19 protein-coding genes are annotated in these 25732 nt (G+C 71.8%); 13 read left to right on the top strand and 6 right to left on the bottom strand.

Going from position 1 to position 25732, the window contains the following annotated elements; all coding sequences use genetic code 11:
- Positions 1-67: 67 nt before the first annotated feature.
- Positions 68-499 carry a hypothetical protein gene (locus BKA18_RS03565; RefSeq protein ID WP_366046070.1) on the top strand — a complete coding sequence of 144 codons (432 nt, stop codon included), beginning with the start codon at positions 68-70 and terminating at the stop codon, positions 497-499.
- Positions 500-572: 73 nt separating this feature from the next.
- Here the strand turns inward: BKA18_RS03565 and BKA18_RS03560 are convergent, their stop codons facing one another.
- Positions 573-1109, bottom strand: a complete 537-nt coding sequence (locus BKA18_RS03560; RefSeq protein ID WP_366046069.1) for a winged helix-turn-helix domain-containing protein — start codon at positions 1107-1109, stop codon at positions 573-575.
- Between the two features lie 863 nt (positions 1110-1972).
- Here BKA18_RS03560 and BKA18_RS03555 point away from each other — a divergent pair.
- The 3 genes from BKA18_RS03555 (at position 1973) to BKA18_RS03545 (ending at position 5593) form a co-directional block, all read left to right on the top strand.
- Positions 1973-2929, top strand: a complete 957-nt coding sequence (locus tag BKA18_RS03555) for a hypothetical protein (protein ID WP_366046068.1) — start codon at positions 1973-1975, stop codon at positions 2927-2929.
- Between the two features lie 204 nt (positions 2930-3133).
- The gene (locus tag BKA18_RS03550) at positions 3134-4585 is read left to right on the top strand and encodes an amino acid permease (RefSeq protein ID WP_366046067.1); all 1452 of its coding nucleotides are present in this window, start codon (positions 3134-3136) and stop codon (positions 4583-4585) included.
- A gap of 123 nt (positions 4586-4708) precedes the next feature.
- A complete protein-coding gene (locus tag BKA18_RS03545; protein ID WP_366046066.1) occupies positions 4709-5593 on the top strand; it encodes a GNAT family N-acetyltransferase in 885 nt (294 codons plus the stop codon).
- A gap of 89 nt (positions 5594-5682) precedes the next feature.
- On the opposite strand, the gene BKA18_RS03540 is transcribed toward BKA18_RS03545, so the two are convergent.
- The 3 genes from BKA18_RS03540 to BKA18_RS03530 all read right to left on the bottom strand — a co-directional run bounded on the left by BKA18_RS03540 (position 5683) and on the right by BKA18_RS03530 (position 9341).
- On the bottom strand, positions 5683-6189 hold the full coding sequence (locus BKA18_RS03540; RefSeq protein ID WP_366046065.1) for a DinB family protein: 507 nt from the start codon (positions 6187-6189) through the stop codon (positions 5683-5685).
- A 422-nt stretch (positions 6190-6611) separates the two neighbouring features.
- Complete coding sequence (locus tag BKA18_RS03535; protein WP_366046064.1) at positions 6612-6803, bottom strand: hypothetical protein; 192 nt, start codon at positions 6801-6803, stop codon at positions 6612-6614.
- Positions 6804-6926: 123 nt separating this feature from the next.
- Positions 6927-9341 carry a SpoIIE family protein phosphatase gene (locus tag BKA18_RS03530; protein ID WP_366046063.1) on the bottom strand — a complete coding sequence of 805 codons (2415 nt, stop codon included), beginning with the start codon at positions 9339-9341 and terminating at the stop codon, positions 6927-6929.
- A 205-nt stretch (positions 9342-9546) separates the two neighbouring features.
- On the opposite strand from BKA18_RS03530, the gene BKA18_RS03525 reads away from it, so the two are divergent.
- Positions 9547-10266, top strand: a complete 720-nt coding sequence (locus tag BKA18_RS03525; protein ID WP_006606556.1) for a VOC family protein — start codon at positions 9547-9549, stop codon at positions 10264-10266.
- Between the two features lie 108 nt (positions 10267-10374).
- Here the strand turns inward: BKA18_RS03525 and BKA18_RS03520 are convergent, their stop codons facing one another.
- Positions 10375-11985: a S1 family peptidase gene (locus BKA18_RS03520; protein WP_366046062.1), complete on the bottom strand. Its 1611-nt coding sequence runs from the start codon at positions 11983-11985 to the stop codon at positions 10375-10377.
- A 515-nt stretch (positions 11986-12500) separates the two neighbouring features.
- On the opposite strand from BKA18_RS03520, the gene tdh reads away from it, so the two are divergent.
- The 4 genes from tdh (at position 12501) to BKA18_RS03500 (ending at position 17496) form a co-directional block, all read left to right on the top strand.
- Positions 12501-13529: an L-threonine 3-dehydrogenase gene (tdh, locus tag BKA18_RS03515; RefSeq protein WP_366046061.1), complete on the top strand. Its 1029-nt coding sequence runs from the start codon at positions 12501-12503 to the stop codon at positions 13527-13529.
- 51 nt (positions 13530-13580) lie between these two features.
- The gene (locus tag BKA18_RS03510; protein ID WP_366046060.1) at positions 13581-14774 is read left to right on the top strand and encodes a glycine C-acetyltransferase; all 1194 of its coding nucleotides are present in this window, start codon (positions 13581-13583) and stop codon (positions 14772-14774) included.
- Between the two features lie 35 nt (positions 14775-14809).
- Positions 14810-15718: a LysR family transcriptional regulator gene (locus BKA18_RS03505; protein WP_366046059.1), complete on the top strand. Its 909-nt coding sequence runs from the start codon at positions 14810-14812 to the stop codon at positions 15716-15718.
- A 395-nt stretch (positions 15719-16113) separates the two neighbouring features.
- A complete protein-coding gene (locus BKA18_RS03500; protein ID WP_366046058.1) occupies positions 16114-17496 on the top strand; it encodes a chloride channel protein in 1383 nt (460 codons plus the stop codon).
- 12 nt (positions 17497-17508) lie between these two features.
- Here the strand turns inward: BKA18_RS03500 and BKA18_RS03495 are convergent, their stop codons facing one another.
- Positions 17509-18540 (bottom strand): PHP domain-containing protein, encoded by a 1032-nt coding sequence (locus BKA18_RS03495; protein ID WP_366046057.1) that lies wholly within the window; start codon positions 18538-18540, stop codon positions 17509-17511.
- A gap of 755 nt (positions 18541-19295) precedes the next feature.
- Here BKA18_RS03495 and BKA18_RS03490 point away from each other — a divergent pair.
- The 4 genes from BKA18_RS03490 to BKA18_RS03475 all read left to right on the top strand — a co-directional run bounded on the left by BKA18_RS03490 (position 19296) and on the right by BKA18_RS03475 (position 25678).
- Entirely contained in the window at positions 19296-19523 is a 228-nt protein-coding gene (locus BKA18_RS03490; protein WP_093481848.1) for a type A2 lantipeptide, read from the top strand.
- A gap of 173 nt (positions 19524-19696) precedes the next feature.
- Complete coding sequence (locus BKA18_RS03485) at positions 19697-20503, top strand: HlyD family efflux transporter periplasmic adaptor subunit (protein WP_366046056.1); 807 nt, start codon at positions 19697-19699, stop codon at positions 20501-20503.
- Positions 20500-22788 (top strand): NHLP family bacteriocin export ABC transporter peptidase/permease/ATPase subunit, encoded by a 2289-nt coding sequence (locus BKA18_RS03480; protein WP_366046055.1) that lies wholly within the window; start codon positions 20500-20502, stop codon positions 22786-22788. Before BKA18_RS03485 ends, BKA18_RS03480 begins: the two co-directional genes overlap by 4 nt.
- Positions 22789-22798: 10 nt before the next feature.
- Positions 22799-25678: an NHLP bacteriocin export ABC transporter permease/ATPase subunit gene (locus BKA18_RS03475; RefSeq protein ID WP_366046128.1), complete on the top strand. Its 2880-nt coding sequence runs from the start codon at positions 22799-22801 to the stop codon at positions 25676-25678.
- The last annotated feature ends 54 nt before the right edge of the window (positions 25679-25732 follow it).

The raw sequence follows: 25732 nt of genomic DNA, 5'->3' as shown, positions 1-25732 counted from the left end.
GGAGCCCGAGCGCGGGCAGTCGTCCGGGCTCGGACCACACGGAACATCTCCGGGGGAAGGACTCCACATGATCCGCAGGATCTCCGCCGTCGTCGTGATGGGGGCCGCGGCCGCGGCACTCGCCCTGTCCGGTACGTCCGTTGCCGCCACCCGGGCCGACGGCCCGCCGGCCCCGGCGGCTCACGGACCGGTCAAGGCCCGCCCCGCCGCCGGCGCCCACCACGCCACGCACGGCCTGGCCAACGCCTGCTGGTACAGCGGCAGTCACTGGTGGTGCAACAACAGGCGCGGGGCGCCCGTCTACAAGCCCGGCAGCACGACGGTCGTCGGCTACATGAACTCCAACCCGTCCTGGTTCGTCTGCCGCAGCGACAACGGCGGTCACGTCGGCGGCCCGCACCCGAACCGGTGGGAGTGGACCCAGGCCGACAACGGGGCGTGGGGCTGGATGAAGGACACCGACATCTCCAGCGAGACCGACCCGCTGCCGGTCTGCTGAGGTGCACCCGGGGCCGGTGGCCGACACCCGTCGGCCACCGGCCCTTTGCTGTGCCGCCGGTGCGGCAGCGGTCCTACGGGGTGGGCTGGTACTTGTAGCCGATGCCGAACACCGTGGTGATGGCGTCGCGCGGGCCGGGCCCCAGCCGCCGGCGCACCCGCGCGATATGGACATCGACCGTACGGTTGCTGGACTGGCAGCTGGGCCAGACGGCGGCCATCAGCTGCTCCCGGGTGAAGGTGCGCTGGGGATGCCGCACCAGGTGGGCCAGCAGATCGAATTCCAGCCGGGGCAGCTCCAGCTGGCGCCCTCTGGCGAAGACGGTGCGGGCCGCGGTGTCGATCCGGATCGGCTCCGGCCGGGGCCGGCCGGCAGGTGCGGCATCGGGGGTCGGTTCCTCGCGCGGTGGCGCCAGGATGATGTGGACCTCGTCCGACGGCAGCCGGTGCACCGAGACCGGTTCCAGGTCGTGCAGGGTCAGTTGCCACGTGCCGTCGGGGAGCCGGTCGACCGCCAGCGGCGGCTCGTCGCCCGGCCCGGCCATGGGCGGCTGCCCGGGGCCGGCGTCCTGTCGTAACGCAAGCGGGGTCGTCGAGGAGTTCATAAACATGATCTGGGCCCATTCCTCTTGCAAAGCAGGCGTGTACGGACAGACATGGCGGTGCTCGACGTTCAGGGTGCTGAGGCGACGCAGCGATCGCGACGCGGTCCGGCGGTGCGGCGACCGGGCGCGTCTGCTGCAGGTGCGCCCAGCGGGGACGATCGCTCCGTTCGTACCGCGAGAACGCTCGCGCCCATGCCCGTACCCAGCCATGACGTGGTGCGAAGTCACGGCCTCCGGTCCGGATGAACGCTACATGTGATCGAGCGGTTCCGGAAAGTAGCTTCCGCGAATTCGGTTGCTCTTGAGCCGACTTTGTGATTCGTGGCGCCAACTCGGATGGCGGCCCGGCTCGTTGGGCGCGGCGGCCCGTCACGCCGCCCCGTCCGGCGTGGTGGGGAGGCATGTACGGACCCGCCGGGCGCGACGGGGGACGCCAAGCCCCTTCCGCTCGCCGCTGCCTCCGCGGCGTTCCCCGGCGCGCTCCGGGCCCGCAGGGGGTGGAGTCCCGGCCCCGGCGGGGCCGAACTGCGCGGGGCCCCCTTGCCATGCGCGATACGGAGGAGTAATAAGCGTCGATGCTCAGTTGTGGAGATGCCGTGAACGTGTGAATATGCCAAATAAATGCACTGTGACTAACGGTGCGTCAAAGTGGAGAGGTCCTGGAGGCCCTCCCGAAAAGTTGTTTCCTTTTCAATTTCATCGATAGACTAAAAGGTGCGGAACCAGATATTCCAGGCGGCTTGTTTTCGCGGGGAGTTGAGGGTGAGTAGGGTGTGGCCGCTGTCACTTGACCCGTGGCGGCGATCCAGCTGAATTCGGCACGGCTGGAATGCGATGGGGGATGACGCCTTCGTGACCGGGAGGGGACCATGGCGGCCGGCTCATTCGAGGGACAGTACGTGTGGAGTCCAGCAGCCAATGACCGGGCGCTGGCGCACGCGTGTATGGACGTCAGAACTGGACGGTACTTGAGCGCGCACGAGGTGCTGCGGGAAGCCCGGGAGGATTTCGAGGTACGGGCCCACCGGTCGCTGGTGCTGGCGTCCGTGGCGGCCGACTCCGACCTGGCGGAACGCTGGCTGGCCGAAGAGCCCGGCCCGGAGGCGGCGTTGCTCTGGGCTCGGGTGGCGATGCTCCGCGCCCTGCGCATGGCCGACGCCGGCGACCGGCGCCAGGGCGCCCTGGCGCGGATAGCGCAGACGGCGTGCGAGCGGGCCGCGAAGCTGCTCCCCGACGACCCCACCCCGTGGGTCGCCCAGCTCGCGCTGGCCCGCCTGGACCGCCCGCTGGACCCGGCGCCGCAGGGGCTGCTGACCGCGCCGCCCGGCCCCTGGTACCTCTTCGCCCATATCCTCCGGCTGGCTCCCTGGCACCGGGAGGCACACCATCGCTTCCTGTCGTTCTTCTTCACCCGCTACGGCGGTTCGTCCAGCGCGAGCTGGGACGTTGCCGCGTTCCTGAGCCAGCGGGCCCCGGCCGACTCGCCGCTGCGGCTGCTGCCGCTGGTGGCGCTGGTCGAGGACTACAACCCGTCCGCGCTGCTCGCGGACCGCACCTGGGAGCAGCCCCAGTGGATCACCACCGCAATGGGCATCTACCGCAACTGGTTCCCGCGGGTTGCCGATTACCGTTACACACCGGTGCTGGATCTGGCGTATCTGGCACATGCACTGTTCATGGCGAATCGCGAATTCGAGGCGCGGGAAGTCTTCACGGCAATGGGGCCGTATGCCTCGCGTATGCCCTGGAGTGCATTCGGTGATCCCGAGGATCAATTGACCAAGGCCAGACGTTCCTGCGGGCTTCCCGTGCCGCACGACGGCTGACGCACAAAAAGTGTCCGGTCGCGCCGGATTCATCGTCGCGCGGGACCGTTCATTCCCCCCAACCGTTCAATCAGCTCACCCCGACCCATTCCCCCGGTTTTTCAGAAAGGTTCGGTTGTGTCCGAGCGTACGTCGCCACCTCGCTCGAAATCCCCCCACGCGGCAGATTCCGTCACTCTCGACGATGACGCCACGCTCCACGCCATGGGCTATCCGCGGAAACTCACTCGCAGGTTCCGCGCGTTCGACAATTTCGCCATCTCCTTCACCATCATCAACATCATTTCCGGAATCTTCTCTTCCTTCGGCTTCGGGATGAACGCCGGCGGGCCGCTGGTCCTGATCTTCGGCTGGGTCGGCGTCTCGGTCATGGTGCTGTTCGTCGGCGCCGCGATGGGCGAGATCGCCTCCGCCTATCCGACCAGCGGCGCGCTCTACTTCTCGGCCGGCAAGCTGGCCAAACGCCACCAGGGCGCCTGGTCCTGGTACACCGGCTGGCTGAACTTCGTCGGCCAGGTCGGCGGCACCGCCGCCACCAACTTCGCCGCCGCCACGTTCATCCAGGCATTCCTCGCCATGCAGTGGCCGGACTACCAACCGACGCCACAGGAAACGGTCGGCATCACCGCGGCCATCCTTCTTCTCCAGGCGCTGGCCAACGCCTATACCGTGCAGCTGGTTGCGGTGGTGAACCGCATTTCCGTGTGGTGGCTGCTGATCGGCATGGTGGTGATCGTCGGCGCACTGACCGTGATCCCCGCCGACCATCGGTCGCCTTCGTTCGCGCTGCACTTCGTCAACAACACCGGCTTCACGCATGCGGTGTACGGCGGAATGCTGGGCCTGCTCGTCACCAGCTGGACCTTCACGGGATTCGACGGCAGTTTCCACATGTCCGAAGAAACCGTGAAGGCAACGGTCAACGCGCCCAGGGGCATCATGCGGGCGATCAGCTACTCCGCGCTCACCGGACTGCTCCTCATGCTCGCCCTCGTGTACGCGATCCGTGACTACGGGCATGCCGCGAGTGCCGACGCACCGCCGGTGCAGATTCTGGTCGACGCGCTGGGCCAGGGCACCGCGAAGTTCCTGCTGTTGATCGTTATCGGGGCCATGCTGTTCTGCGGTCTGGCCAACATGACCAGCAATACCCGGCAGATCTTCGCTTTCTCCCGGGACGGAGCGATGCCCGGTTCCCGCTGGTGGCATTCGGTGTCCGCGCGGACCCGCACCCCCGTCAAGGCCGTCTGGCTCGCCGCGGCCTGCCCCCTGGTGCTGGTGCTGCCCGGCTGGTGGTCCCACACCGCCTTCACCGCCGTGGTGAGCGTCAATGTCGTCGGGCTGTTCCTCGCCTACGCCGTGCCCATCTTCCTGCGGCTGCGGCTCGACGACTTCCAGGCCGGACCGTGGAACCTCGGCCGCTACGGCAAGCCCGTCGCGGCGATCGCGGTGGTCTGGATCCTGGTCAGCAACGTGCTGTTCATGCTGCCGCAGGCGTACCCGATCACCCCCGCCTCGTTCAACTACGCGCCCGTCGCGCTGGCCGTGGTGCTGATCATCGCCACCGTGTGGTGGTTCGCCACCGCCCGAGGGCGCTTCCAGGGTCCGGTCAGCTACGGCCGTCCCGACGAGGTCGCCGCCATGGACCTGATCTAGGGCCTTGGCTCGCGGGGCGGGCCGCGGCCTTGGCCTCGGCCCGCCCCGCGCACCGTCACCGGCCCTGCACCGCCCCCCCGTTCGCTCGCCCCCTGACCCCACCAGAAGGGACGAACTCCCGGTATGCCCACGCTCGGAAACGCACCGGACCCCCAGTCCGTCACCGGCGAACTCGCCGTCACCACCGCCACGTTGGACGACTGGCACCAGGTGGCCCAATGGGCCGCCGACGAGGAGTGGAACCCCGGACGCGGCGACACCGCCTGCTTCCACCCCATCGACCCCGCGGGCTTCTTCGTGGGCCGCCGCGCGGGCCGGACCGTCTCCGCCGTGTCGGTCGTCAACTACTCCGACGCCTATGCGTTTCTCGGCTACTACCTCGTCCACCCCGACCACCGCGGGCAGGGCCTGGGGCTCGCCACCTGGCGCGCCGCCGTCCCGCACGCCGGTGCCCGGACCGTGGGCCTCGACGCCGTCCCCGCCCAGCAACACACCTACGAGCGGGCCGGGTTCACCCCCGCGTACGAGACCGTCCGCTACGGCGGACGCCCCACCGGACCCGGCACACCGCCGCCGGAGGCCGTCCCGGTCACCGGGGCGCACCTCGACGCGGTGGCCGACTACGACCGGCGCTGCTTCCCCGCCGACCGCCGTGGCTTCGTCACCCGCTGGCTGAGCGCCCCCGGTCACACCGCCCGCGTGTATCTGCGCGACGGGGCGGTCGCGGGCTACGGGGTGATCCGTCCGGCCCGCACCGGCCATCGCATCGGCCCGCTCTTCGCCGACACCACCGAGGTCGCGGTGGCCCTCTTCGACGCCCTCGCCGCGACCGCCGGCCCGGCCGCCGAGGTCTTCCTCGACATCCCCGGGCCCCGGCACGCCGCCCACACCCTGGCCACCGCCCGCGGCCTGACCCCGCAGTCGCACACCGTCCGGATGTACACCGGCCCCCTCCCGCCGGCGGATCAGGAGCGCACCTTCGCGGTCACCAGCTTGGAGCTCGGCTAGGGCCGATCCACCGGATTGGCCCCGGGGCGCGCCCCGTTAGCCTTCCCCACCCGACACACCGGCCCGGGGGTGGGGAAGATGACGGCCCGTCAGGCGCCCACCGTCCCGTCGATGGCCTCCCGCAGGAAGTCCGCATGGCCGTTGTGGCGGGCGTACTCGTGGATCAGATGCAGCATCACCAGCCGGAGCGAGACATGCTCGTCCCAGCGGGGCTGGTAGCCCGTGACGTCGAGCGAGGCGGCCGCCTGCTCGATCCGGCGGGCGTGTGCCACCTCGGTCTGCCAGGCGTCGAACGCCTCCGCGCCGGTGGCCGTGCTCGCGTCGTACGCCACCTGGTAGTCGCCCTCGGCCGACCAGACCAGCGGGAGGTCCTCGCCGTTGATCACCCGACGGAACCAGCTGCGTTCCACCTCGGCCATGTGCCGCACCAGACCGAGCAGGGAGAGCGTGGACGGCGGGCTCGACCGGCGCCTGAGGTCCTCGTCGGACAGGCCGTCGGTCTTCATGGCGAGGGTGGCCCGGTGGAAGTCCAGAAAGGAGCGCAGGGTCTCCCGCTCGCCGGCGCGTACGGGCGGGGCGATGCGTTCGGTGGTCACGGTGGGGTCCTTTCCGCGGCGCGTACCCGGGCAGGGCACGGCCGGTGGGGTGTCAAGGTGCTGAGGGGGCAACGGTGCTGTGTGCCGTCTGCGGGGGGCCAGGACCTGGAGGAAGCGCAGTGGCCAGGGCGGCGGGACGAGCGTCCCGGGCGCGGGCAGGCGGCGGTCGAGAGGATCTTTGCGGGTGCCGCGGGCCGCCGCAAGGTGTTTACGGGATCCGGCGGGACGGTGGGCGGTGCTCAGCAGGTCGCGCCCCCGGGGGACGGCTGATCACTCGTACCGCCGGGTCCATGACGGCCCCGGGCCGGGTCCATGACGGCCCCGGAAAGGGCGGGCGGCCCGTTCCGCGGACGGTGCGCCCATGGCACACCGCACCGCGGAACGGGCCGCCCGGCGTTCCCGCCGCTCTCAGCCGCCGGCCGTCACGGCAGATACCGCTCGATGGCGCCGGGGCCTTCCTCGGCGATCAGGCGCCTGGCCCATTCCAGGCTCGCGGGGGTGGGTTCGCGCCCGGACACCTTCACCAGATCCTCCGGGTCGTAGGGCCGCTCGCTACCGGTGTACAGCTCGGCCGGCCGCCGATCGGCCGACTTCTCCCTGCCATTGGTCGTCACAGGTCCTCCTCTGTCCGCGCCCGCCGGGTCGCCGGGACCTCGCTTGGTTCCATCATGGGACCGCCTCCGAACACCCGCACGATGTGCGCCGGGCCGGTGCGGGCCCCGGACCGCCGCGGCCGGTCAGCCGTCCGGCCGCGGAGCCCCCGGATACCGCGGCGGAAACGCCTGCTCGGTCCAGATCGTCTTGCCGTACGGCGTGTAGCGCGTGCCCCAGCGCTGCACCAGCTGCGCGACGATGAACAGGCCCCGCCCGCCCTCGTCGTCACTGGCGCTGTACCGCAGGTGGGGCGAGGTGTGGCCGGTGTCCGACACCTCGGTCAGCAGGGTCTGATCGCGCAGCAGCCGCAGATGCAGCGGCCCGGATGCATGCCGTACGGCGTTGGTGACCAGCTCGCTGACCACGAGTTCGGTGGTGTAGGACAGCTCCTCCAGGCCCCACTCCGCGAGCTGCCGGGTGGCCAGCTCGCGGGCCCGGCCCGCGGCCGCGGGCTCCGTGGGCAGCTCCCAGGCCGCCACCTGCCGGGCGTCCAGCTCGCGGGTGCGCACCAGCAGCAGCGCCGAGTCGTCGGCGGCCGGCCCGTCCGGCAGCAGCTCGTCCAGCGCATGGTCGCAGAGCTCGTCCAGCGGCCGGTCGTGCTCGCTCAGCACCCGGCCCAGGGTCTCCAGCCCCTCGTCGACGTCCCGGTCGCGGGCCTCGACCAGCCCGTCCGTGAACAGCGCGATCAGGCTGCCGGCCGGCAGCTCGATCTCCAGGGACTCGAACGGCAGGCCTCCCAGACCCAGCGGCGGGCCTTCCGGCAGAGCAGGGAAGGACAGGCCGCTGTCCGGGGCGACGACGGCCGGCGGCAGATGGCCGGCCCGCGCCATGGTGCACCGCCGCGACACCGGGTCATAGACGGCATACAGGCAGGTCACACCGATGGTCACATCGTCCGGCGGGCCGCTGTCCCCGGCGGCCGTGGCGGGCCGGCCCTCCGTGGTCGGCCCCACCAGGTCGTCCAGCCGGCTCAGCAGCTCGTCGGGGGACAGGTCGAGCCGGGCCAGGGCGCGGACGGTCGTCCGCAGCCGCCCCATGGTCGCCGCGGCCTGGAGACCATGGCCGACCACGTCCCCGACGACCAGCCCGACCCGGGTACCCGACAGGCCGATCACATCGAACCAGTCGCCGCCGACCCCGGCCCGGTCGTCGCTGGGCAGATAGCGGTAGGCCAGCTCGACGGCGGACTGGGCCGGCAGATGCTGCGGCAGCAGATTGCGCTGCAGGGTCAGCGCGGCCTTGTGCTCCCGGGCGAAGCGGCGGGCGTTGTCCAGGCACACCGCCGTGCGGATGACCAGCTCCTCGGCGAGTTCGGTCTCCTCCTTGTCGAAGAGCGACGGATGGGAGTCACGGATGAAGGTGACCAGCCCCATCGGGGTGCCGCCGGTCCGCAGCGGCACGACCAGGGTGCCCTCGTCCCGCACCATCCCGCCCGAGGACAGGCTGCGGTACTGGAGCGAGCCGGGCGGGTACTCGACGCGGTGCGGCCCCGCCGGCGGGGCGTCCGAGGCGCCGTGGAGCGAGCGGGCCGCGACCCGCATCAGGGTGGGCACGCCGCCGTCGGCCTTCCCCGGCTCCTCGCCGTCCAGGACGGACCCGACCAGATCGACGGTGACCATGGAGGCGAAGTCCGGGACCGCCACCTCGGTGATCTCCCGCGCGGTGACGGTCATGTCGAGCGTGGTGCCGATCCGGGCACCGGCCTCCACCAGGAGGTTCAGCCGGCGCTGGGCCTGGTAGCGGCCGGTGATGTCGAAGGCGTCCTCGCACACCCCGAGCACCTGACCGCGGGCGTTCTGCAGCCGGTAGTAGGCGCAGGACCAGACGTGATCGACACCCGGGTCGGAGGGCAGCTGGCCGACGAGGTGCAGATCGAGGATCGGTTCGCCGGTGTCGATGACCTGGTGCATCACCGCGTCGAGGGTGCGCGGATAGCCGTCGGTCATGAACTCGGCGTCCGGGTACAGCTCGTCGGCCCGGGCGCCGAGGAACTCCCGCAGCGGCAGCCCGACCTCTCGGATGTACGCGGTGTTCGCCCAGGTCAGCCGCAACTCTGTGTCGTAGATGCCCAGGCTCACCGGGGACTGGGTGGCCAGACCGTGCAGCATCGCCTGGCGGGACTCCCACATCCGGTGTGCGCCCAGATCGGCCGCCACCAGCACCCGGGCCGGCACGGTAGCGGCGCCGTCGGGCACCTTGGCGAGCGCGCAGATGGCCACGGCCATCCGTAGCAGCCGGCCGTCGCGGTGCCGCACCGCACGTGACTGGGTGCTGCTCAGCGAGGCGTCCGGCGACTGTTCGGCCCAGGCGTCACCGGCCGGAACCAGCGTCTCCAGATGGCGTCCGATGATCTCCTCGGGGCGGTAGCCGAGCAGATCCTGGGCGGCCGGGCTCCACCCGACGACCGTGTCCTGGGCATCCAGAACCGCTGTGGCCGCCCTGGTGACGTCGAGGGGACCACGGAAGTCGGCACTCTCCGCCGCGTTCCATGCGTTCATGGCATCAACCCAGCCCGGTTCAGTACCTACAGCATCGAGCCGGATCAAGACCGGCACAACTGCGCTGCACCGGGACGCGCCCTTGGTGCGGCGGTGCCCCGTCGCTGGCAGAGTGGGAAGGGGTGGTGAGCGACAGGAGGCAGATGTGAGGTCGGCCCGTGGCCCCGTCACCGCGGTACGTGGCGCTCCGTGCTGGGTCAGCCTGATGGCTCATGATCTGGAAGCCGCCCAGAAGTTCTACTCCGCGGTCCTCGGCTGGCGGTTCCGCCCGGCCAGTCTCGGCGAGGAGTTCTGCGTCGCGGTGGCCGACGGGGAGCCGGTGGCCGGCATCGGTGCCCTCGCCCAGAGCTTCCAGGTCGCGGTGGCCTGGACGTCCTATTTCGCGGTGGAGAACGCCGATGAGACCGCGGACCGGATCCGCGAGCGCGGGGCGACGGTCGCCGTCGGCCCGCTCAAGCTCGGCCCCGGTCGCGCCGCCCTCGCCGCCGACCGCGACGGTGCCACCTTCGGCTTCTGGGAGGGGCAGACGCTGGCCTGGTCGGTGGGGCAGGGCAATGCGCCCGCCTGTCTGGAGCTTCGCACCCGCGATGCCTTCGCCGCCGCCATCTTCTACGCGGAGGTCTTCGGCTGGGCCTCCGGGAAGCCGGGTGGCTGCGACGTGACCTATGAACACGACCAGGTGATCGTCCGCGACGGCACCCACACCGTGGCCACCCTGCGCGGCGGTGGGGTGGAGTCCGCCCCGGACCCGCGGGTGCGCCCCCGCTGGCATGTCCACTTCCCGGTCAGTGATGTCGAGAAGGTGGCGGCCGCCGCGGTCGAGGCCGGCGGGACGGTCACTCCCGTCACACCGACCGAGGGCGGGGGCTGGCAGGCCGTCGTCCGCGATCCCGACGGCGGCCTCTTCACCATCACGTCGCCCTGAGGCCCCGGTCGCGCCGCAGCGCGTCAAAGACCCCGCGCCGCGCATCGGCCCCGCGCCCGTGCACGGTGGAAGGGGGCGGGGCCGAGGACACGGTGGGGTCTGGAGAGGTCAGTTCAGGGAATCACCGCTGCCCGCACCGGCGTCACCGCTGCCGCCGGCTCCCGGGTCCTGGGCACCCGTACCGGGGTCCTGCGCACCGGCTCCCGGGTCGTCCGCTCCGGTACCGGGGTCCTGGGCACCGCCGGCGGCTCCCGGGTCCTGCGAGCCCGCGCCGGCGCTGCCGGCCCCCGCGTTGCCGGCACCGGCGTTTCCCGCGCCCGCGTCGCCGCCGCCGGCGCCGTTGGCACCGCCCGCGCCCTTCGCACCGCCGGCGCCCTTGTCGCCTCCGGCGCCGTTGTCACCGCCGCCCGCGGCACCGCCCCCGGCGCCGATCTCCGCTCCGGTGGCCTTGAGCGCGTCGGTCACCGGCTGGAAGAAGGTCTCGCCGCCCTGGGTGCAGTCGCCGCTGCCGCCCGAGGTGAGGCCCACCGCCGAGTCATCGGCGAACATCGAGCCGCCGCTGTCGCCGGGCTCCGCGCAGACGTCCGTCTGTATCAGGCCGTTGACGATGTCGCCGTTGCCGTAATTCACCGTCGCGTCAAGGCCGGTGACGGTGCCGTCGTGGACGCCGGTGGTGCTGCCCGAGCGCTGCACCTTCATGCCCACGGCGGCCTCGGCGGCCTTGGTGATCTTCTGGGTGCTGCCGTTCCCCAGGTCGACCGAGCTCTCCGGCTTGGCAGCGGCGTCGTCGTACTTCACCAGTGCGAAGTCGGTCTTCGGGAACTTGGAGTCGGCGACCGTGCCCAGCGGCTGGCTGCCGCCCTGGTCGGCCGTCCAGGTCTTGGAGTCGTTGCCGCAGTGACCCGCCGTCAGGAAGGCGGGTGCGCCCTTGACCGTGACGTTGAAGCCCAGCGAGCAGCGTGCGTTGCCGCCGAAGATGGCACTGCCGCCGACCGGCCCCGCGGCCTGTCCGCCTCCGCCGCCGGCCCCACCGGCGTCGCCGGCACCGCCCGCCGCCTGCCCGCCTCCGCCGGAGTTGGCACCGCCGGAGTTGGCCGCGCCGCCGGACGCCGCGTTGCCCGCGCCGCCGGCCGCCGCGGCCCCGCCGGAGTCCCCGGCACCGCCCGCCGCCTGCCCGGCACTGCCGCCGGCCGCGCCTCCCGCCTCCCCACCGTCGTACCGCTTGAACTCGCCCTGGGACCGCTTGACGGTGACCATGCCGGCGCCCATGCCGCCCGTGGTCTTGGACAGCGTGGCCATCTTCGCGCCGGTGACCGTTCTGTCGGCGACCACCACGATCTTGTTGGTCTTCGGGTCGATCGACCAAGCGGTGCCGGGGATCGAGGCGTTGTCGCGCAGCGTCTTCGCACCGGCCTTCAGCGCGGTCAGGCTGTTCTGCACGACCTTGGCGACGGCGCCCTTGGCCGTGACGCTCGCGGCGTCGTCCTTCGACAGGACGTTCATGACCAGGTGGCCGTTGCCGCTGTCCAGGTACCACCCGGCGGACTGGTCCCCGAGATCGGCCTTCAGGGACGCCGCCAGCTGGGTGGCCGAGTGGGCGCTGAGCGTCTTCGGGGCCGCCGGCTGGTCCTGGCTCGCATTGGCGTTGGGGAGCAGGATCGCTGCGCCCGCGATGGCGACCGCAGCGGCGCCGGCGATGGCACCGGTCCGCTTGTTCACATGTCGGTGGCTCAATTCACTGACCTCCAGGGACGCACGGGAACGAGGCACACAGGAGGCGGCGGTGCGTCGCGTCGGCTCCCGTGTGGTTGCACTCAGTCCTACGTAGCCCCGTGCACCCGGGTCTCACGGCCACTCAAGCTGTGATGAATTCCGACGCTTGCGGTGGCGAACGTTTACACTCCCGGGCCCGCCTCGGCCGTCCGGAGCAGCCCGATGCCCACGCGCGAGTGGTTCCGCAGACCGGCAGGAACGTCTCGGGTCCGCCCGGCGAACGGCTCCGCCGGGCGGCCCGCTGACCTGGGCCTGATCAGTCCGGTGGCTGATTTCCTGCGGTTTCCGTGGTCCGTGTGAGGCCTGTGACCCCTGGAAACAGCGGGGCGTAAAGGGCAGCTGTGACCGCGCTTAAGAAAACCTCGATGGACCCGGGGGCCGAGGTAGGGAAGATTTCCTGGCGAAGATCGGGCGGCCGGCGCGTGCCCCCGGCAGGTCACGTACGTACGGGAGCCGTTGCGGTGAAGGCACTGGTCAAGCAGAAAGCAGAGCCGGGGCTCTGGCTCATGGACGTGCCGGAACCGGCCATCGGCCCGGGCGATGTCTTGATAAAGGTGCTGCGCACCGGCATCTGCGGCACGGATCTGCACATCCGCGCCTGGGACGGCTGGGCCCAGCAGTCGATCGCCACCCCGCTGACGATCGGCCATGAGTTCGTCGGCGAGGTGGTGGAGACCGGCCGCGACGTGGCCGACATCGAGGCCGGCGATCTGGTCAGCGGCGAGGGCCATCTGGTCTGCGGGAAGTGCCGCAACTGTCTGGCCGGTCGCCGCCATCTGTGCCGCGCCACCGTCGGCCTCGGCGTCGGCCGCGACGGCGCCTTCGCCGAGTACGTGGCGCTGCCCGCCACCAATGTCTGGGTGCACCGCGTCCCGGTCGACCTCGATATCGCCGCCGTCTTCGATCCGTTCGGCAACGCCGTGCACACCGCGCTGTCGTTCCCGCTGGTCGGCGAGGACGTGCTGATCACCGGCGCCGGGCCGATCGGCATCATGGCCGCGGCCGTCGCCCGGCACGCCGGCGCCCGCAACGTCATGATCACGGACGTCAGCGAGGCGCGCCTCGCGCTGGCCCGCAAGGTCGGCGTCAGCCTGGCCGTCAACGTCGCCGAGACCCCGATCGCCGAGGGCCAGCGCGCACTCGGCCTGCGCGAGGGCTTCGACGTCGGACTGGAGATGTCCGGCCGGCCCGAGGCGATGCGCGACATGATCGCCAACATGACGCACGGCGGCCGGATCGCCGTCCTCGGCCTGCCCGCCGAGGAGTTCCCGGTCGACTGGTCCCGGATCGTCACCTCCATGATCACCATCAAGGGCATCTACGGCCGGGAGATGTTCGAGACCTGGTACGCGATGTCCGTGCTGCTCGAAGGCGGTCTCGACCTCGCGCCCGTGATCACCGGCCGTTATCCGTACCAGGACTTCGACGCCGCTTTCGACGACGCCGCCAGCGGCCAGAGCGGCAAGATCATCCTCGACTGGACCGTCTGACGCACCTCTCCCGGCCCGCTCCGTCCACCCCAACTCCTGGAGAAAATCCTGATGTTCGACTCCGTACGCGAGGAACTGCGCGGCACCCTCGAAGAGATCCGCGCCGCCGGACTGCACAAGCCCGAGCGGGTCATCGGCTCCCCGCAGTCCGCCACCGTGGCGGTCACGGCGGGAGGCAATCCCGGCGAGGTGCTCAACTTCTGTGCCAACAACTACCTGGGCCTCGCCGACCACCCCGAGGTCGTCGCGGCCGCGCATGAGGCGCTGGACCGCTGGGGCTACGGCCTGGCCTCGGTGCGCTTCATCTGCGGCACCCAGGAGGTCCACAAGGAGCTGGAGCAGCGGATCTCCGGCTTCCTCGGCCAGGAGGACACGATCCTCTACTCCTCCTGCTTCGACGCCAACGGCGGGGTGTTCGAGACCCTGCTCGGCCCGGACGACGCGGTCATCTCCGACGCCCTCAACCACGCCTCGATCATCGACGGCATCCGCCTGTCCAAGGCCCGCCGCTTCCGCTACGCCAACCGCGACCTGGCAGATCTGGAGCGCCAGCTGAAGGAGGCCGGGAACGCCGGCCGCAAGCTGGTCGTCACCGACGGCGTCTTCTCCATGGACGGCTATGTGGCACCGCTGCGGGAGATCTGCGACCTGGCCGAGCAGCACGGCGCCATGGTGATGGTCGACGACTCGCACGCCGTCGGCTTCGTCGGCCCCGGCGGCCGCGGCACCCCCGAACTCCACGACGTCATGGACCGCGTCGACATCATCACCGGCACCCTCGGCAAGGCCCTCGGCGGCGCCTCCGGCGGCTATGTCGCGGCCCGCGCCGAGATCGTCGCCCTGCTGCGCCAGCGCTCGCGCCCGTACCTCTTCTCCAACTCGCTCGCCCCGGTGATCGCCGCCGCCTCGCTGAAGGTGCTCGACCTGCTGGAGTCGGCCGGCGAGCCGCGCGAGCGGCTGCACGCCAACACCGCGCTGTTCCGCTCCCGGATGACCGAGGAGGGCTTCGACGTCCTCCCGGGCGACCATGCCATCGCCCCCGTCATGATCGGCGACGCGGCGGAGGCGGCCCGGATGGCGGAGCTGCTCCTGGAGCGCGGGGTGTACGTCATCGGCTTCTCCTACCCGGTGGTCCCGCAGGGCCAGGCACGGATCCGGGTGCAGCTGTCCGCCGCGCACTCCACCGAGGACGTCAACCGCGCGGTCGACGCCTTCGTCGATGCGAGGGCCGCGCTCGGCGGCTGACGCGGCCCGCGGGCCGCTCCTGCGAAACTGGAAGCATGATCGAAGCACGACGGCTGCACATCCTCCGTGCGGTGGCCGACCACCGCACGGTCACCGCCGCGGCCGCCGCGCTCTACCTCACCCCCTCGGCGGTCTCCCAGCAGCTGGCCGCCCTGGAACAGGAGACCGGCCACCGCCTGGTGGAGCGCAGCGCCCGCGGCGTGCGGCTGACCGCCGCGGGCGACATCCTGCTCACCCACGCCAACGCCGTCCTGGCACAGCTGGAGCGCGCCGAGTCCGAGCTCGCCGCCTACGGCTCGGGCGAGGCGGGCACGGTGACCGTCGCGGCCTTCGCCACCGGCATCGGCCTGGTCGTCGCGCCCGCGCTCACCGCGCTGGCCCGTACCGCCCCCGGCATCCGGGTCCGCGTCCAGGACGCCGAGGGCGACGCCAGCCTGCTGATGGTCCTCGACCGCCAGGTCGATGTGGCGGTGGCCGTGGAGTACCGGGGCGCGCCCCGCGCCGACGACCCGCGGCTGACCCGCGTCCCGCTCTACGCCGAGCCGTTCGACGCGGTCCTGCCGCCCGGCCACCGGCTCGCGGAGGCGGCCCAGGTGGCCGTGGCCGATCTCGCGGGCGACCCCTGGATCGGCCCCTACTCCGGCAACCCCTGCCATGACGTGGTCGTCCTGGCCTGCGAATACGCCGGTTTCGAGCCGCGGCTGGAGCACTCCTCCGACGACTTCCGCGCCGTCGTCTCGCTCGCCTCGGCCGCGGCGGGGGTGGCCCTCGTCCCCCGCTCGGCGCTGCGCGACATGGACCTCACGGGCGTGGTGGTCCGTCCCGTCGACGGCGTGGCCCCCACCCGACGGGTCTTCGCCGCGGTACGCCGCGGAGCCGAGGACCACCCCCTGCTCCGCCCGGTCCTGGCCGCCCTGCGGGAGGCGGCGGCGCCGCAGGGGTGAGGGGGCGGTCACCGCGCCGCGCGGCCGTCCGGGCGGCACCTGCCCGGCCGCGCCGGACATGCCGACCCGGACCGCCCGTGGCAGGCTCGTCACGGCGGCGGCCCGGGCGGGCGCCGGGGCAACCCCGGTTCTCAGGGTCTGTCCGGTGGATCAGGGTCGGAAGGCCGTGGCGTCTGGTGTACTGCACTCGCTGCGCTCGCTCCGTCTCGGCTCCTTGATTCATCCTCCGGATGCCGAGCTGCATCGCAAGGCGCCGGAGCGTCCTCATAGCGGAGCTATGCGGACGTTTCGGCAACGCCGCGTGGGGGTCCCCCCAGCGTTAGCTGGGGGAGTGCCGCGCCAGGCGTCGCGGACCCGGCCATGATCCACCGGACAGACCCTAGGAGGCGAGGCGGATGTCGGTCGGTCCGGCCGGCTCGGTCGGCCCAGCGCAGGCCGGCGTGCCGCAGGATCCGTACGCGCCGGTGCGCGGCCGCGGATATCTCAAGCTCCTGCTGGTGGCGGCGGCGGTCGGCTTCCCGGTCTGCGCCCTCGCCTTCGGCTTCCTCGCGCTGGTCCACGTACTGGAACCGCTGCTCTACCGCGACCTGCCGCGGGCGCTCGGCTTCACCGGCACACCGATCTGGTGGCCGGTCCCGCTGCTCGTGGTGGCCGGCCTCCTGGTCGGGCTGACCGTCCGTCATCTGCCGGGCCACGGCGGCCACGAACCGGCCGACGGGCTGTCGCTCAGCGGCGCGCCCGCGCTCTCCGCGCTCCCCGGTGTCGTGCTCGCGGCCCTGGCCTCCCTCAGCTTCGGTGTGGTGCTCGGCCCCGAGGCGCCGCTGATCGCCCTCGGCGGCGGCCTGGCCGCGGGCGCCCTACGGCTGCTGCGCCGGGGAGTGCCCGACCAGGCGGCCGCCGCGGTGGGCGCCGCCGGCAGCTTCGCCGCGATCAGCGCACTGCTCGGCTCGCCGCTCCTGGGCGCGTTCCTCCTGATGGAGGTGTCGGGGCTGGGCGGCCCGATGCTGGGGATCGTGCTGGTGCCCGGCCTGCTCGCGGCCGGGATCGGTGCGCTCATCTTCACCGGGCTGGGGGACTGGACCGGCCTGGGGACGTACTCGCTCGCGCTGCACGACATCCCCAAGGCCGCGGGGCCGACGGTCCCGGAGTTCGGCTGGGCGCTGGTCATCGGGGTGCTCGCGGCGTTGGCTGCGACCGGTGTACGGCGGCTCGCGGTGTTCCTCAAGGGCCATGTCGTGCGCCATCGTGTTCCGGCGACGACGCTGATGGGACTGGTCGTGGGCGCCCTGGCGGTGGCCTTCGCCGCGGCCACCGGCAAGTCCGCCACGGAGATGCTCTATTCGGGCCAGTCGGCGCTGGGCTCGCTGTTCCATGACAGCGCCGGCTACACGGTGACGGCGCTGCTGATGCTGATTCTCTGCAAGGGCCTGGCGTACTGCGCGTCGCTGAGTGCCTTCCGGGGCGGCCCGATCTTTCCCGCGCTGTTCCTCGGTGCGGCGGGCGGTGTCGTGCTGTCCCATCTGCCCGGCCTGTCGCTCACCGCGGCCTTCGCGATGGGCGTCGGCGCGATGTGTGTCGCGATGCTCAAGCTCCCGATGACCTCGGTGCTGCTGGCCACACTGCTGCTGGGGCGCCCCGGTCTGACCGTGATGCCGCTGGTCATCGTCGCCGTGGTCGTCTCCTATGTCGTGGCGCTGCGGCTCACCCCGGCCCCCGCGGAAAGCGCCCCCGCGCCCGTACACCCGGCACCGCCCGACCCCGCACCCGGCACCGCCTGATCCCCCGTTCGCTCAGCGGCGCGGGGTGCGGCCCGTCCCGGTCCAGGTGGCCAACTGGCGCTCCGTCCAGGTGGTGATGATCCGGTCCGCCGGTACGCCGCACTCCTCGGCGCGGGCACAGCCGTAGATCTGCCAGTCCAGCTGGCCGGGGGCGTGGGCGTCGCTGTCGACGGAGAACAGGCAGCCGGCCGTCAGCGCCTGGCGGAGCAGCCGGCGCGGGGGATCGAGACGGTCGGGGCGGCAGTTGATCTCCACCGCGGTGTGCTGCTCGGCGCAGGCCGCGAACACCTCCCCGGCGTCGAAGCGGGACTCCGGGCGCGGTTTGCCGGTGATCTGCCGTCCGGTGCAGTGGCCGAGGACGTCCACGAGGGGATTGCGGACCGCGGCGAGCAGGCGCCGGGTCATCGGGCCTTCGTCCATCCGGAGTTTGGAGTGCACCGAGGCGACCACCACGTCGAGCTGCTCCAGCAACTCCGGCTCCTGGTCGAGCGAGCCGTCGTCGAGGATGTCGCACTCGATCCCGGTCAGCAGCCGGAACGGCGCCAGCTGCTCGTTCACCTCCGCCACCAACGACAGCTGCCGGCGCAGCCGTTCGGCGGTCAGCCCGCGGGCGACGGTGAGCCGGGGGGAGTGGTCGGTCAGCACACACCACTCATGGCCGAGGTCGCGGGCGGCACGGGCCATCGTCTCGACCGGACTGCCCCCGTCCGACCAGTCCGAGTGCAGATGGCAGTCCCCGCGCAGCGCCCGCCGCAGCCGCTGCCCCTGCTCCCCGTCGACCAGCGGGCCGCCCGCCTCCTCCTCCAGGTGCGCCAGATACACGGGCCGCACGCCCGCGAGCGCCTCCTCGACCACCCGGGTGGTCTTGGGGCCCAGCCCCTTGAGCCGTCCCAGAGAACCGTTGTGGGCGCGTTGGTGCAGCTCGTCGCGGGGCAGCGCGCCGATGACGGTGGCGGCCGTACGGAATGCCTGGACGCGGTAGGGCACCGCCCCCTGCCGCTCCAGCAGAAAGGCGATCCGCTCCAGCGCCTCGACGGGTTCCACGCGCGGCTCCTTCCCGGGGCGCCGGCCCCGCAGCGTTCTTTCACGGTGCCGCACGCGGTGGGCGACGGCCACCGGGGTGCCGGTGTTGTCGGCGGTAGCCGCGTATTACCGCCGAGTCCGAAGCCCCGCTGTTATGCGGTTATGTCCGTTCTCCGGTCACTCGATCCATTTCCATGCGAATAGCATGAGGAGGGTGCTGATGATTCCCTTCCATGCTTTCTGCGTATGCAATTGGGTCCAATAAGTCCGGGCGAATCGGTCACAGTTCATGATCGTGCAACATTCATGGCGGTGCGCCGGAAGCGTGTGCCGGAGTTCCCCGGCGCTGTCGCGGCCGGGTGCCGGAAAAACTGAAGGTCTTCAAAGGATCTGCACAGCGATCGCGCAGTCGGCACAGCCTCTCCGGTGTCGCGTCACCCCGCTGACCTGCGCATAAGCGGTTTGATGCGGGAATGTCCTGTTCGTCGAACGAGGCATTGCCGGGGTGTACGAAAGGAAACCGAAGAGGATGTGAAGAAGCTGCCACCAAGTCATGGATGCGCGTGCACGTCAGGTATTTCGACGGGGCGTTGGCGTCCGGATCAGCGGCCGTCCGATTAGCAGCGCAACCCGCCCGCATGCTTTGATCCTTCGAACTGCGGGAGTCACACCATCGGTTCCCGATTTCGGGTACCCGACTGCCGCTGCGCGCCCGGACCACCCCACCGGACGGTGCGGACGCAGTTGTTAGAGATATTCATCCGAAGGGAAACATCATGAACTCCACCCCCCAGGTCCAGACCCAGGAAATCTCCGACAGCGACCTGGACAACGTGTCCGGTGGCCTCCTCGGCAACGCGGTCGGCACCGCCGCCAGCACCGTTGACAGCATCGCCCCGGTCTCGGGCGCCGTCGGCACCGCGACCGGCCTGGTCGACGGCGCCACCGGCGTCAACACCTCCGGCGTTGTGGGCACCGCGACCGGCCTGGTCTCGGGTCTCTGAGCCCCTTCTGTGCCGCTAGCGGCACAGTCGGCTCAAGGTGACAACGGCAGGTCGGCGTCCCCTCCTTGCCGACATGCCGCGCCGGGTGCCCCGGACCGGCCAGGCCTTGCCCGGCCCCGGGGTACCCGGCAGCCACCGTCTGAACAGACCATTGCAGTTGAGGGAAGAGTGTCGTGCAGTTCCGCCAACAAGCCCTTTCCAAGCTGCAGTCGCCCGAAGAAATCGATCTGCCGGTGCGGTTCGCCCGGCCCCAGGGCTGGCTGGTGCTGACGGTCACGGTCCTCTTCGTGCTCGCCGCCTCCGTATGGGCGGTGACCGGCACCGTGTCGTCCACCCTGAACGCACCCGGAATCCTCACCCACGGCCAGGGCAGCTACGTCCTGCAGAGCCCGGTCGCGGGCCAGGTGACCGCCGTACTTGCCGAAGAAGGCAAACGGGTGGCCGCCAACACCCCCATTTTGAAGGTCCGTACCCCGCGGGGCAGCATCGTCGTCCGCGCCCTTGCCGCCGGCCGGCTGACCACCATGTCCGCCACGATCGGCACCGTCGTCACGACCGGCGCGGAGGTGGCCTCCGTGGAGCGCGTCGCCCATGACCGCGACCCCCTGACGGCGATGCTGTACGTACCGGCCGAGAGCGGCGCAACGGTGCCCGTCGGCGCCTCCGTCGACCTCACCGTCCAGTCCGTGCCGAGCCAGCAGTACGGCGTGCTGCGCGGCCGGGTCAAGGCGGTCGGCCGGACCGCGCAGAACCGCCAGCGGATCAGCACCTTCCTGGGCAGCAGCCAGCTCGGCGAGCAGTTCTCCCGGCACGGCCAGCCGGTGGCGGTCCTCGTCCAGCTCGACCGCGCCCCGCACAACAGGTCCGGCTACGCCTGGTCCACCTCCGACGGCCCGCCGTACGCCGTCGACTCCATGACCCTGGCCGACGGCGCCGTCCACCTGGCCGCGCAGCACCCGATCGATTGGCTGCTGCCGTGACCGCACCGCACGACTCCGCCGCCCCGCAGCCGCAGCTGCCGCCGCCCGGCCGCGGCCGCCACCGCCCGGAGGCCGGCCCCGGCGCGCGCCGTACCCGCCGCGCGGCACCGCCCGCCCCCAAGCCCAAGAAGACCCGGGCCGTCCGCACCCCCACCGTCCTCCAGATGGAGGCCGTGGAGTGCGGCGCCGCGTCCCTGGCCATGGTGCTGGCCCACTACGGACGGCATGTGCCGCTGGAGGAGCTGCGGATCGCCTGCGGTGTCTCCCGTGACGGCTCGCGCGCCAGCAACCTGCTCAAGGCCGCCCGCAGCTACGGCCTGCAGGCCAAGGGCATGCAGATGGAACCGGCCGCGCTCGCCGAAGTCCAGGCGCCGGCCATCCTGTTCTGGGAGTTCAACCACTACGTCGTCTACGACGGCACGGCCCGCCGCCTCGGACGCCGCGGTGTCCACATCAACGACCCCGACAAGGGCCGCCGATTCGTGCCGACGGAGGACTTCGACACCAGCTTCACCGGTGTCGCCCTGGTCTTCGAGCCCGGCGAGGACTTCCGCAAGGGCGGCCGCAAGCCCGGCATCCTCAGCGCCGTCCCCGCCCGGATGCGCGGAACGACCGGCACCCTGCTGGCCGCACTCCTCGCCAGCCTGCTGCTGGTCGCGGTCGGTGCCGCGGTGCCCGCGCTGAGCCGTACGTACATCGACATGTTCCTGATCGGCAACCAGACCTCGCTGCTGGGGCCGCTCTTCGCGTCGATGGCCGCGATGGTGGCGCTGACCGCCGTGCTGACCGGCCTGCAACAGGCGAACCTGCTGCGCGGCCGGATCATCTCCTCCACCCTCACCAGCGCCCGCTTCCTGCGCCATCTGCTCAGACTCCCGGTCACCTTCTTCGCCCAGCGCAGCCCGGCCGACCTGGTCCAGCGGCTGCAGTCGAACGACGCGGTGGCCGAGACCCTGGCGCGCGACCTCGCCGCCGCCGCGGTGGACGGCGTCGTCGTCATCCTCTACGCCTTCCTGCTGTGGACCTACGACCCCCAACTGACCGTCATCGGGGTGGGGATCGCGCTGCTCAACGTCGTCGCCATGCGCATCGTGGTCCGGCTGCGGGCCACCCACACCCAGAAACTGCGCGCCGACACCGCCCGGCTGACCAACACCGCCTACACCGGTCTGCAGCTCATCGAGACGATGAAGGCCACCGGCGGCGAGAACGGCTACTTCCGCCGCTGGGCCGGCCAGCACGCCGCCACGCTGGAGGAACAGCAGCGCCTCGGGGTGCCGAGCGCCTGGCTGGCCGTGGTCGCCCCGACCCTCGCCACGCTCAACAGCGCGCTGATCCTGTGGATCGGCGGTCTCCGGGCGGTCGAGGGCCATATCTCCATCGGTCTGCTGGTCGCCTTCCAGGCGCTGGTGACCCGCTTCACCGCGCCGATCACCCGGCTCAACGGAGTGGCCGGCCGTATCCAGGACTTCGCCGCCGACGTGGCCCGGCTCAAGGACGTCGAGAGCTTCCCCGCCGACACCCTCTACTCCCGCCCCGGCCCGGATGCCGACACCCGGCGCCTCAAGGGCCATGTGACGCTCGAAGACATCACCTTCGGCTACAGCCCGCTGGACAAACCGCTGCTCACCGGCTTCTCGCTGGCCGTCGGCCCCGGCCGGCAGGTCGCCCTCGTCGGCGGCTCCGGCAGCGGCAAGTCCACCGTCTCCCGGCTGATCTCCGGCCTCTACAGCCCCTGGGAAGGCGCCATCCGGATCGACGGGCAGCGGCTGGAGGACCTCTCCCGCAGCGCGCTCGCCGCTTCCGTCTCCTTCGTCGACCAGGACATCTTCCTCTTCGAGGGCACGGTCCGCGACAACGTGGCGCTGTGGGACCCCTCGATCCCCGACGACGCGGTCCTCACCGCCCTCAAGGACGCCGCGCTCTACGACGACGTCATCGCCCGGCGCCCCGACGGCATCCACAGCCGCGTCGAGCAGGACGGCCGCAACTTCTCCGGCGGGCAGCGGCAGCGGCTGGAGATCGCCCGCGCCCTGGTCCGGCGCCCCAGCATCCTGGTCCTCGACGAGGTCACCAGCGCCCTGGACGCCCGGACCGAGCAGCTCATCATGGACAACCTGCGGCGCCGCGGCTGCGCCTGCGTCATCATCGCCCACCGGCTGAGCACGGTCCGCGACAGCGACGAGATCGTGGTCCTCGACCACGGCGTGGTCGTCGAACGTGGCCGGCACGAGGACCTCGTCGCCGCCGGGGGCCCGTACGCCGAGCTGGTCAAGGAGCACTGACGTGTCATCCATGCCCCCGCCCGCGGTCGTGGGACCGGGCGACACCGACGCGGTGACCCAGGCGCTGGGCACTCTGGGCACGCCCGTCGACTGCACCGGGCTGCGCAGCGTTGCCCTGGAGGGCCCGCATGTGCTGTGGCTCGTCACGGGCGGCGCGCTGGACCTCTTCGCCGTCGACGCCGCCCAGGAGGGGCACTGGCACTTCCTCGGCCGGCTCGAAGCGGGCGCCCTGCTGCTCGGCCCGGTCGTGGGCCCGCAGCACACCCTGCTCGGCCGCCCGTCGCAGAACTGTCAGCTGCGCCGAATCCCGCTGCGCGAACTGGCCCGCCCCGAGTGGGAGACGGGGCAGTATGCGACCGTGGGGCAGTACGGCGAGCAGAGCCCGTACGGCTACGGGTACGCCGGCCACGGCGAGCCGGCGCCCTCCCCCCTGGAGCACGCCTTCGCCCTGGGCACCGCCCGCAGCCTGGGCGTGCTGTTCGAGGCCCCGCTCGACGGCCGGCCCGGCGACGAGGCGGTGGCCGACGACGACGTCCTGTGGATGCCGGTCCCGCCCGGCAGCGTGCAGTACGGCGCCTCCTACAGCGCGGAGGCGGCCGGCGATCTGCTGGTCGACCCCGGTCTGTGGCAGCAGATGGTCAATCAGCAATACCGGCTGCTGTCCGCCGTCGACCGGTGGATCGAGCAGCTGGAGCGCGCCCACGAGGACCGCACGGCGGCCGGCATCAAGGCCGGCGAGGCGGTCCGCGAGCGGGCCGACCAGGCGCTGCTGGCCTCCATCGGCCGCCCGGACCGGTCCGGGCGGGGGAGCGACGGGCCGGGCCGGGCCGGCGACGACGCCACCTTCGCGGTCTGCCGTACGGTCGCGGAGGCGGCCGGGATCACCCTCACCGAACCGCCGAAGGGCTCTGCCGTCAACGACCGCATCACCCCGGTCGAACGGATCGCGGTCAGCTCGCGGATCCGGACCCGCGCGGTCCGGCTCCAGGGCCGCTGGTGGCGGACCAACACCGGCCCGCTGGTGGGCCGGCGCGCCAAGTCCGGCGCCCCGGTGGCCCTGCTGTGGCGGCGCGGCCGCTACGAAGCGGTCAATCCGGCCTCCGGGATGCGGATGCGGATCGGCAAGGACAACGCCGAGGAGCTCGAACCGCGGGCCGTGATGTTCTACCGCCCGCTGCCGGAGCGGCCCATGAGCCTGTGGCGGCTGATGCGCTTCAGCCTGCGCGGCACCCGGATGGACGTCCGGAACCTGGCCCTCAGCGGGCTGGTGACGGTCGCCCTCGGCGCGCTCGTCCCGCTCGCGACCGGCAGGGTGCTCGGGGTGTACGTGCCCAGCGCCCAGAAGAGCCTGATCGTCCAGGTCGCGCTGGCCGTCATCGTCACCAGCATCGTCTCGGCCGCCTTCATGCTGATGCAGAACCTCACCGTCCTGCGGATGGAGGGCCGGATCGAGAGTGCGCTGCAGCCGGCCGTGTGGGACCGGCTGCTGCGGCTGCCGGCGAAGTTCTTCACCGAACGCTCCACCGGCGAGCTGGCCAGCGCCGCGATGGGCATCAGCAGCATCCGGCGGGTGCTGTCCGGGGTCGGCCCGGTGGCCGTGCAGTCCCTGACCATCGGCGCGATGAACCTCGTCATGCTGCTGTGCTTCAGCGTGCCGCTGGCACTGGCGGCGATCGGCATGCTGGTCGTCATCGGCGCGGTGTTCCTCGCCATGGGCCTGTGGGAGCTGCGCTGGCAGCGACGGCTGGTCAAGCTCGGCAACAAGCTCAACAACCAGGCGTTCCAGACCCTGCGGGGCCTGCCCAAGCTGCGGGTCGCCGCGGCCGAGAGCTTCGCCTACGCGGCCTGGGCCCGGGAGTTCGCCCGCACCCGCGAACTCCAGCAGAAGGCCGGCCGGATCAAGAATCTGACCACCGTCCTCAACGCGGTCTATCTGCCGCTCTGCTCGCTCATCATGTTCATGCTGCTGGCCGGACCCGCCCGCGGCAGCATGTCGGCCGGGTCGTTCCTCACCTTCAACACCTCGGTGACCATGCTGCTGACCTCGGTCACGCAGATCACCGGCGCCTTCGTCACGGCGGCCGCCGCACTGCCGATGTTCGAGCAGGTCAAGCCGGTGCTGGACGAGAAGCCGGAGGTGCGCGGCGCCAGCGCCCAGCCCGGTGCGCTCTCCGGCGCCATCGAGGCCAAGAAGCTCTCCTTCCGCTACACCGACGACGGCCCGCTCGTCCTCGACGATGTCTCGCTGCGGGTCCGGCCGGGTGAGTTCGTGGCCGTCGTCGGCCCGAGCGGCTGCGGCAAGTCGACCCTGCTGCGGCTCCTGATCGGCTTCGACAAGCCCACCGCCGGCAGCGTGCTCTACGACGGCCAGGACCTGGCGGCCCTGGACCAGGCGGCGGTGCGCCGCCAGTGCGGCGTCGTCCTGCAGAACGCCCAGCCGCTGACCGGCTCGATCCTGGACTGCATCTGCGGCGCGGAGGCCTTCACCCAGGAGGAGGCCTGGGCGGCCGCCGAGATGGCGGGCCTGGCCGAGGACATCAAGCGGATGCCGATGGGCCTGCACACCATGATCTCCGGCGGTTCCGCGATCTCCGGCGGCCAGCGGCAGCGCCTGATGATCGCTCAGGCGCTGGTCCGCCGCCCGCGGATGCTGTTCTTCGACGAGGCCACCAGCGCCCTGGACAACGAGACCCAGCGGATCGTCAGCGACAGCACCCGCAAGCTCAGCGCCAGCCGGCTGGTGATCGCGCACCGGCTGTCCACGGTCATGGACGCCGACCGCGTGATCGTCATGGCGGAGGGCCGGATCGTCGAGCAGGGCCCGCCGGCCGAGCTGCTCGCCGACACCGGCGGCGCGCTGCACGACCTGGTGCGGCGTCAGCTGACCTGACCGGCCGGGGCCCCGCCCGCCAGACGTCCCGCCCGCCGGGGGACGCCCGCCCCG

Source organism: Streptomyces auratus, assembly GCF_050433025.1.
Taxonomy (GTDB): domain Bacteria; phylum Actinomycetota; class Actinomycetes; order Streptomycetales; family Streptomycetaceae; genus Streptomyces; species Streptomyces sioyaensis.
Note: the sequence above shows the minus strand (reverse complement) of the source record. Positions and strands in the feature narration are given on the sequence as shown.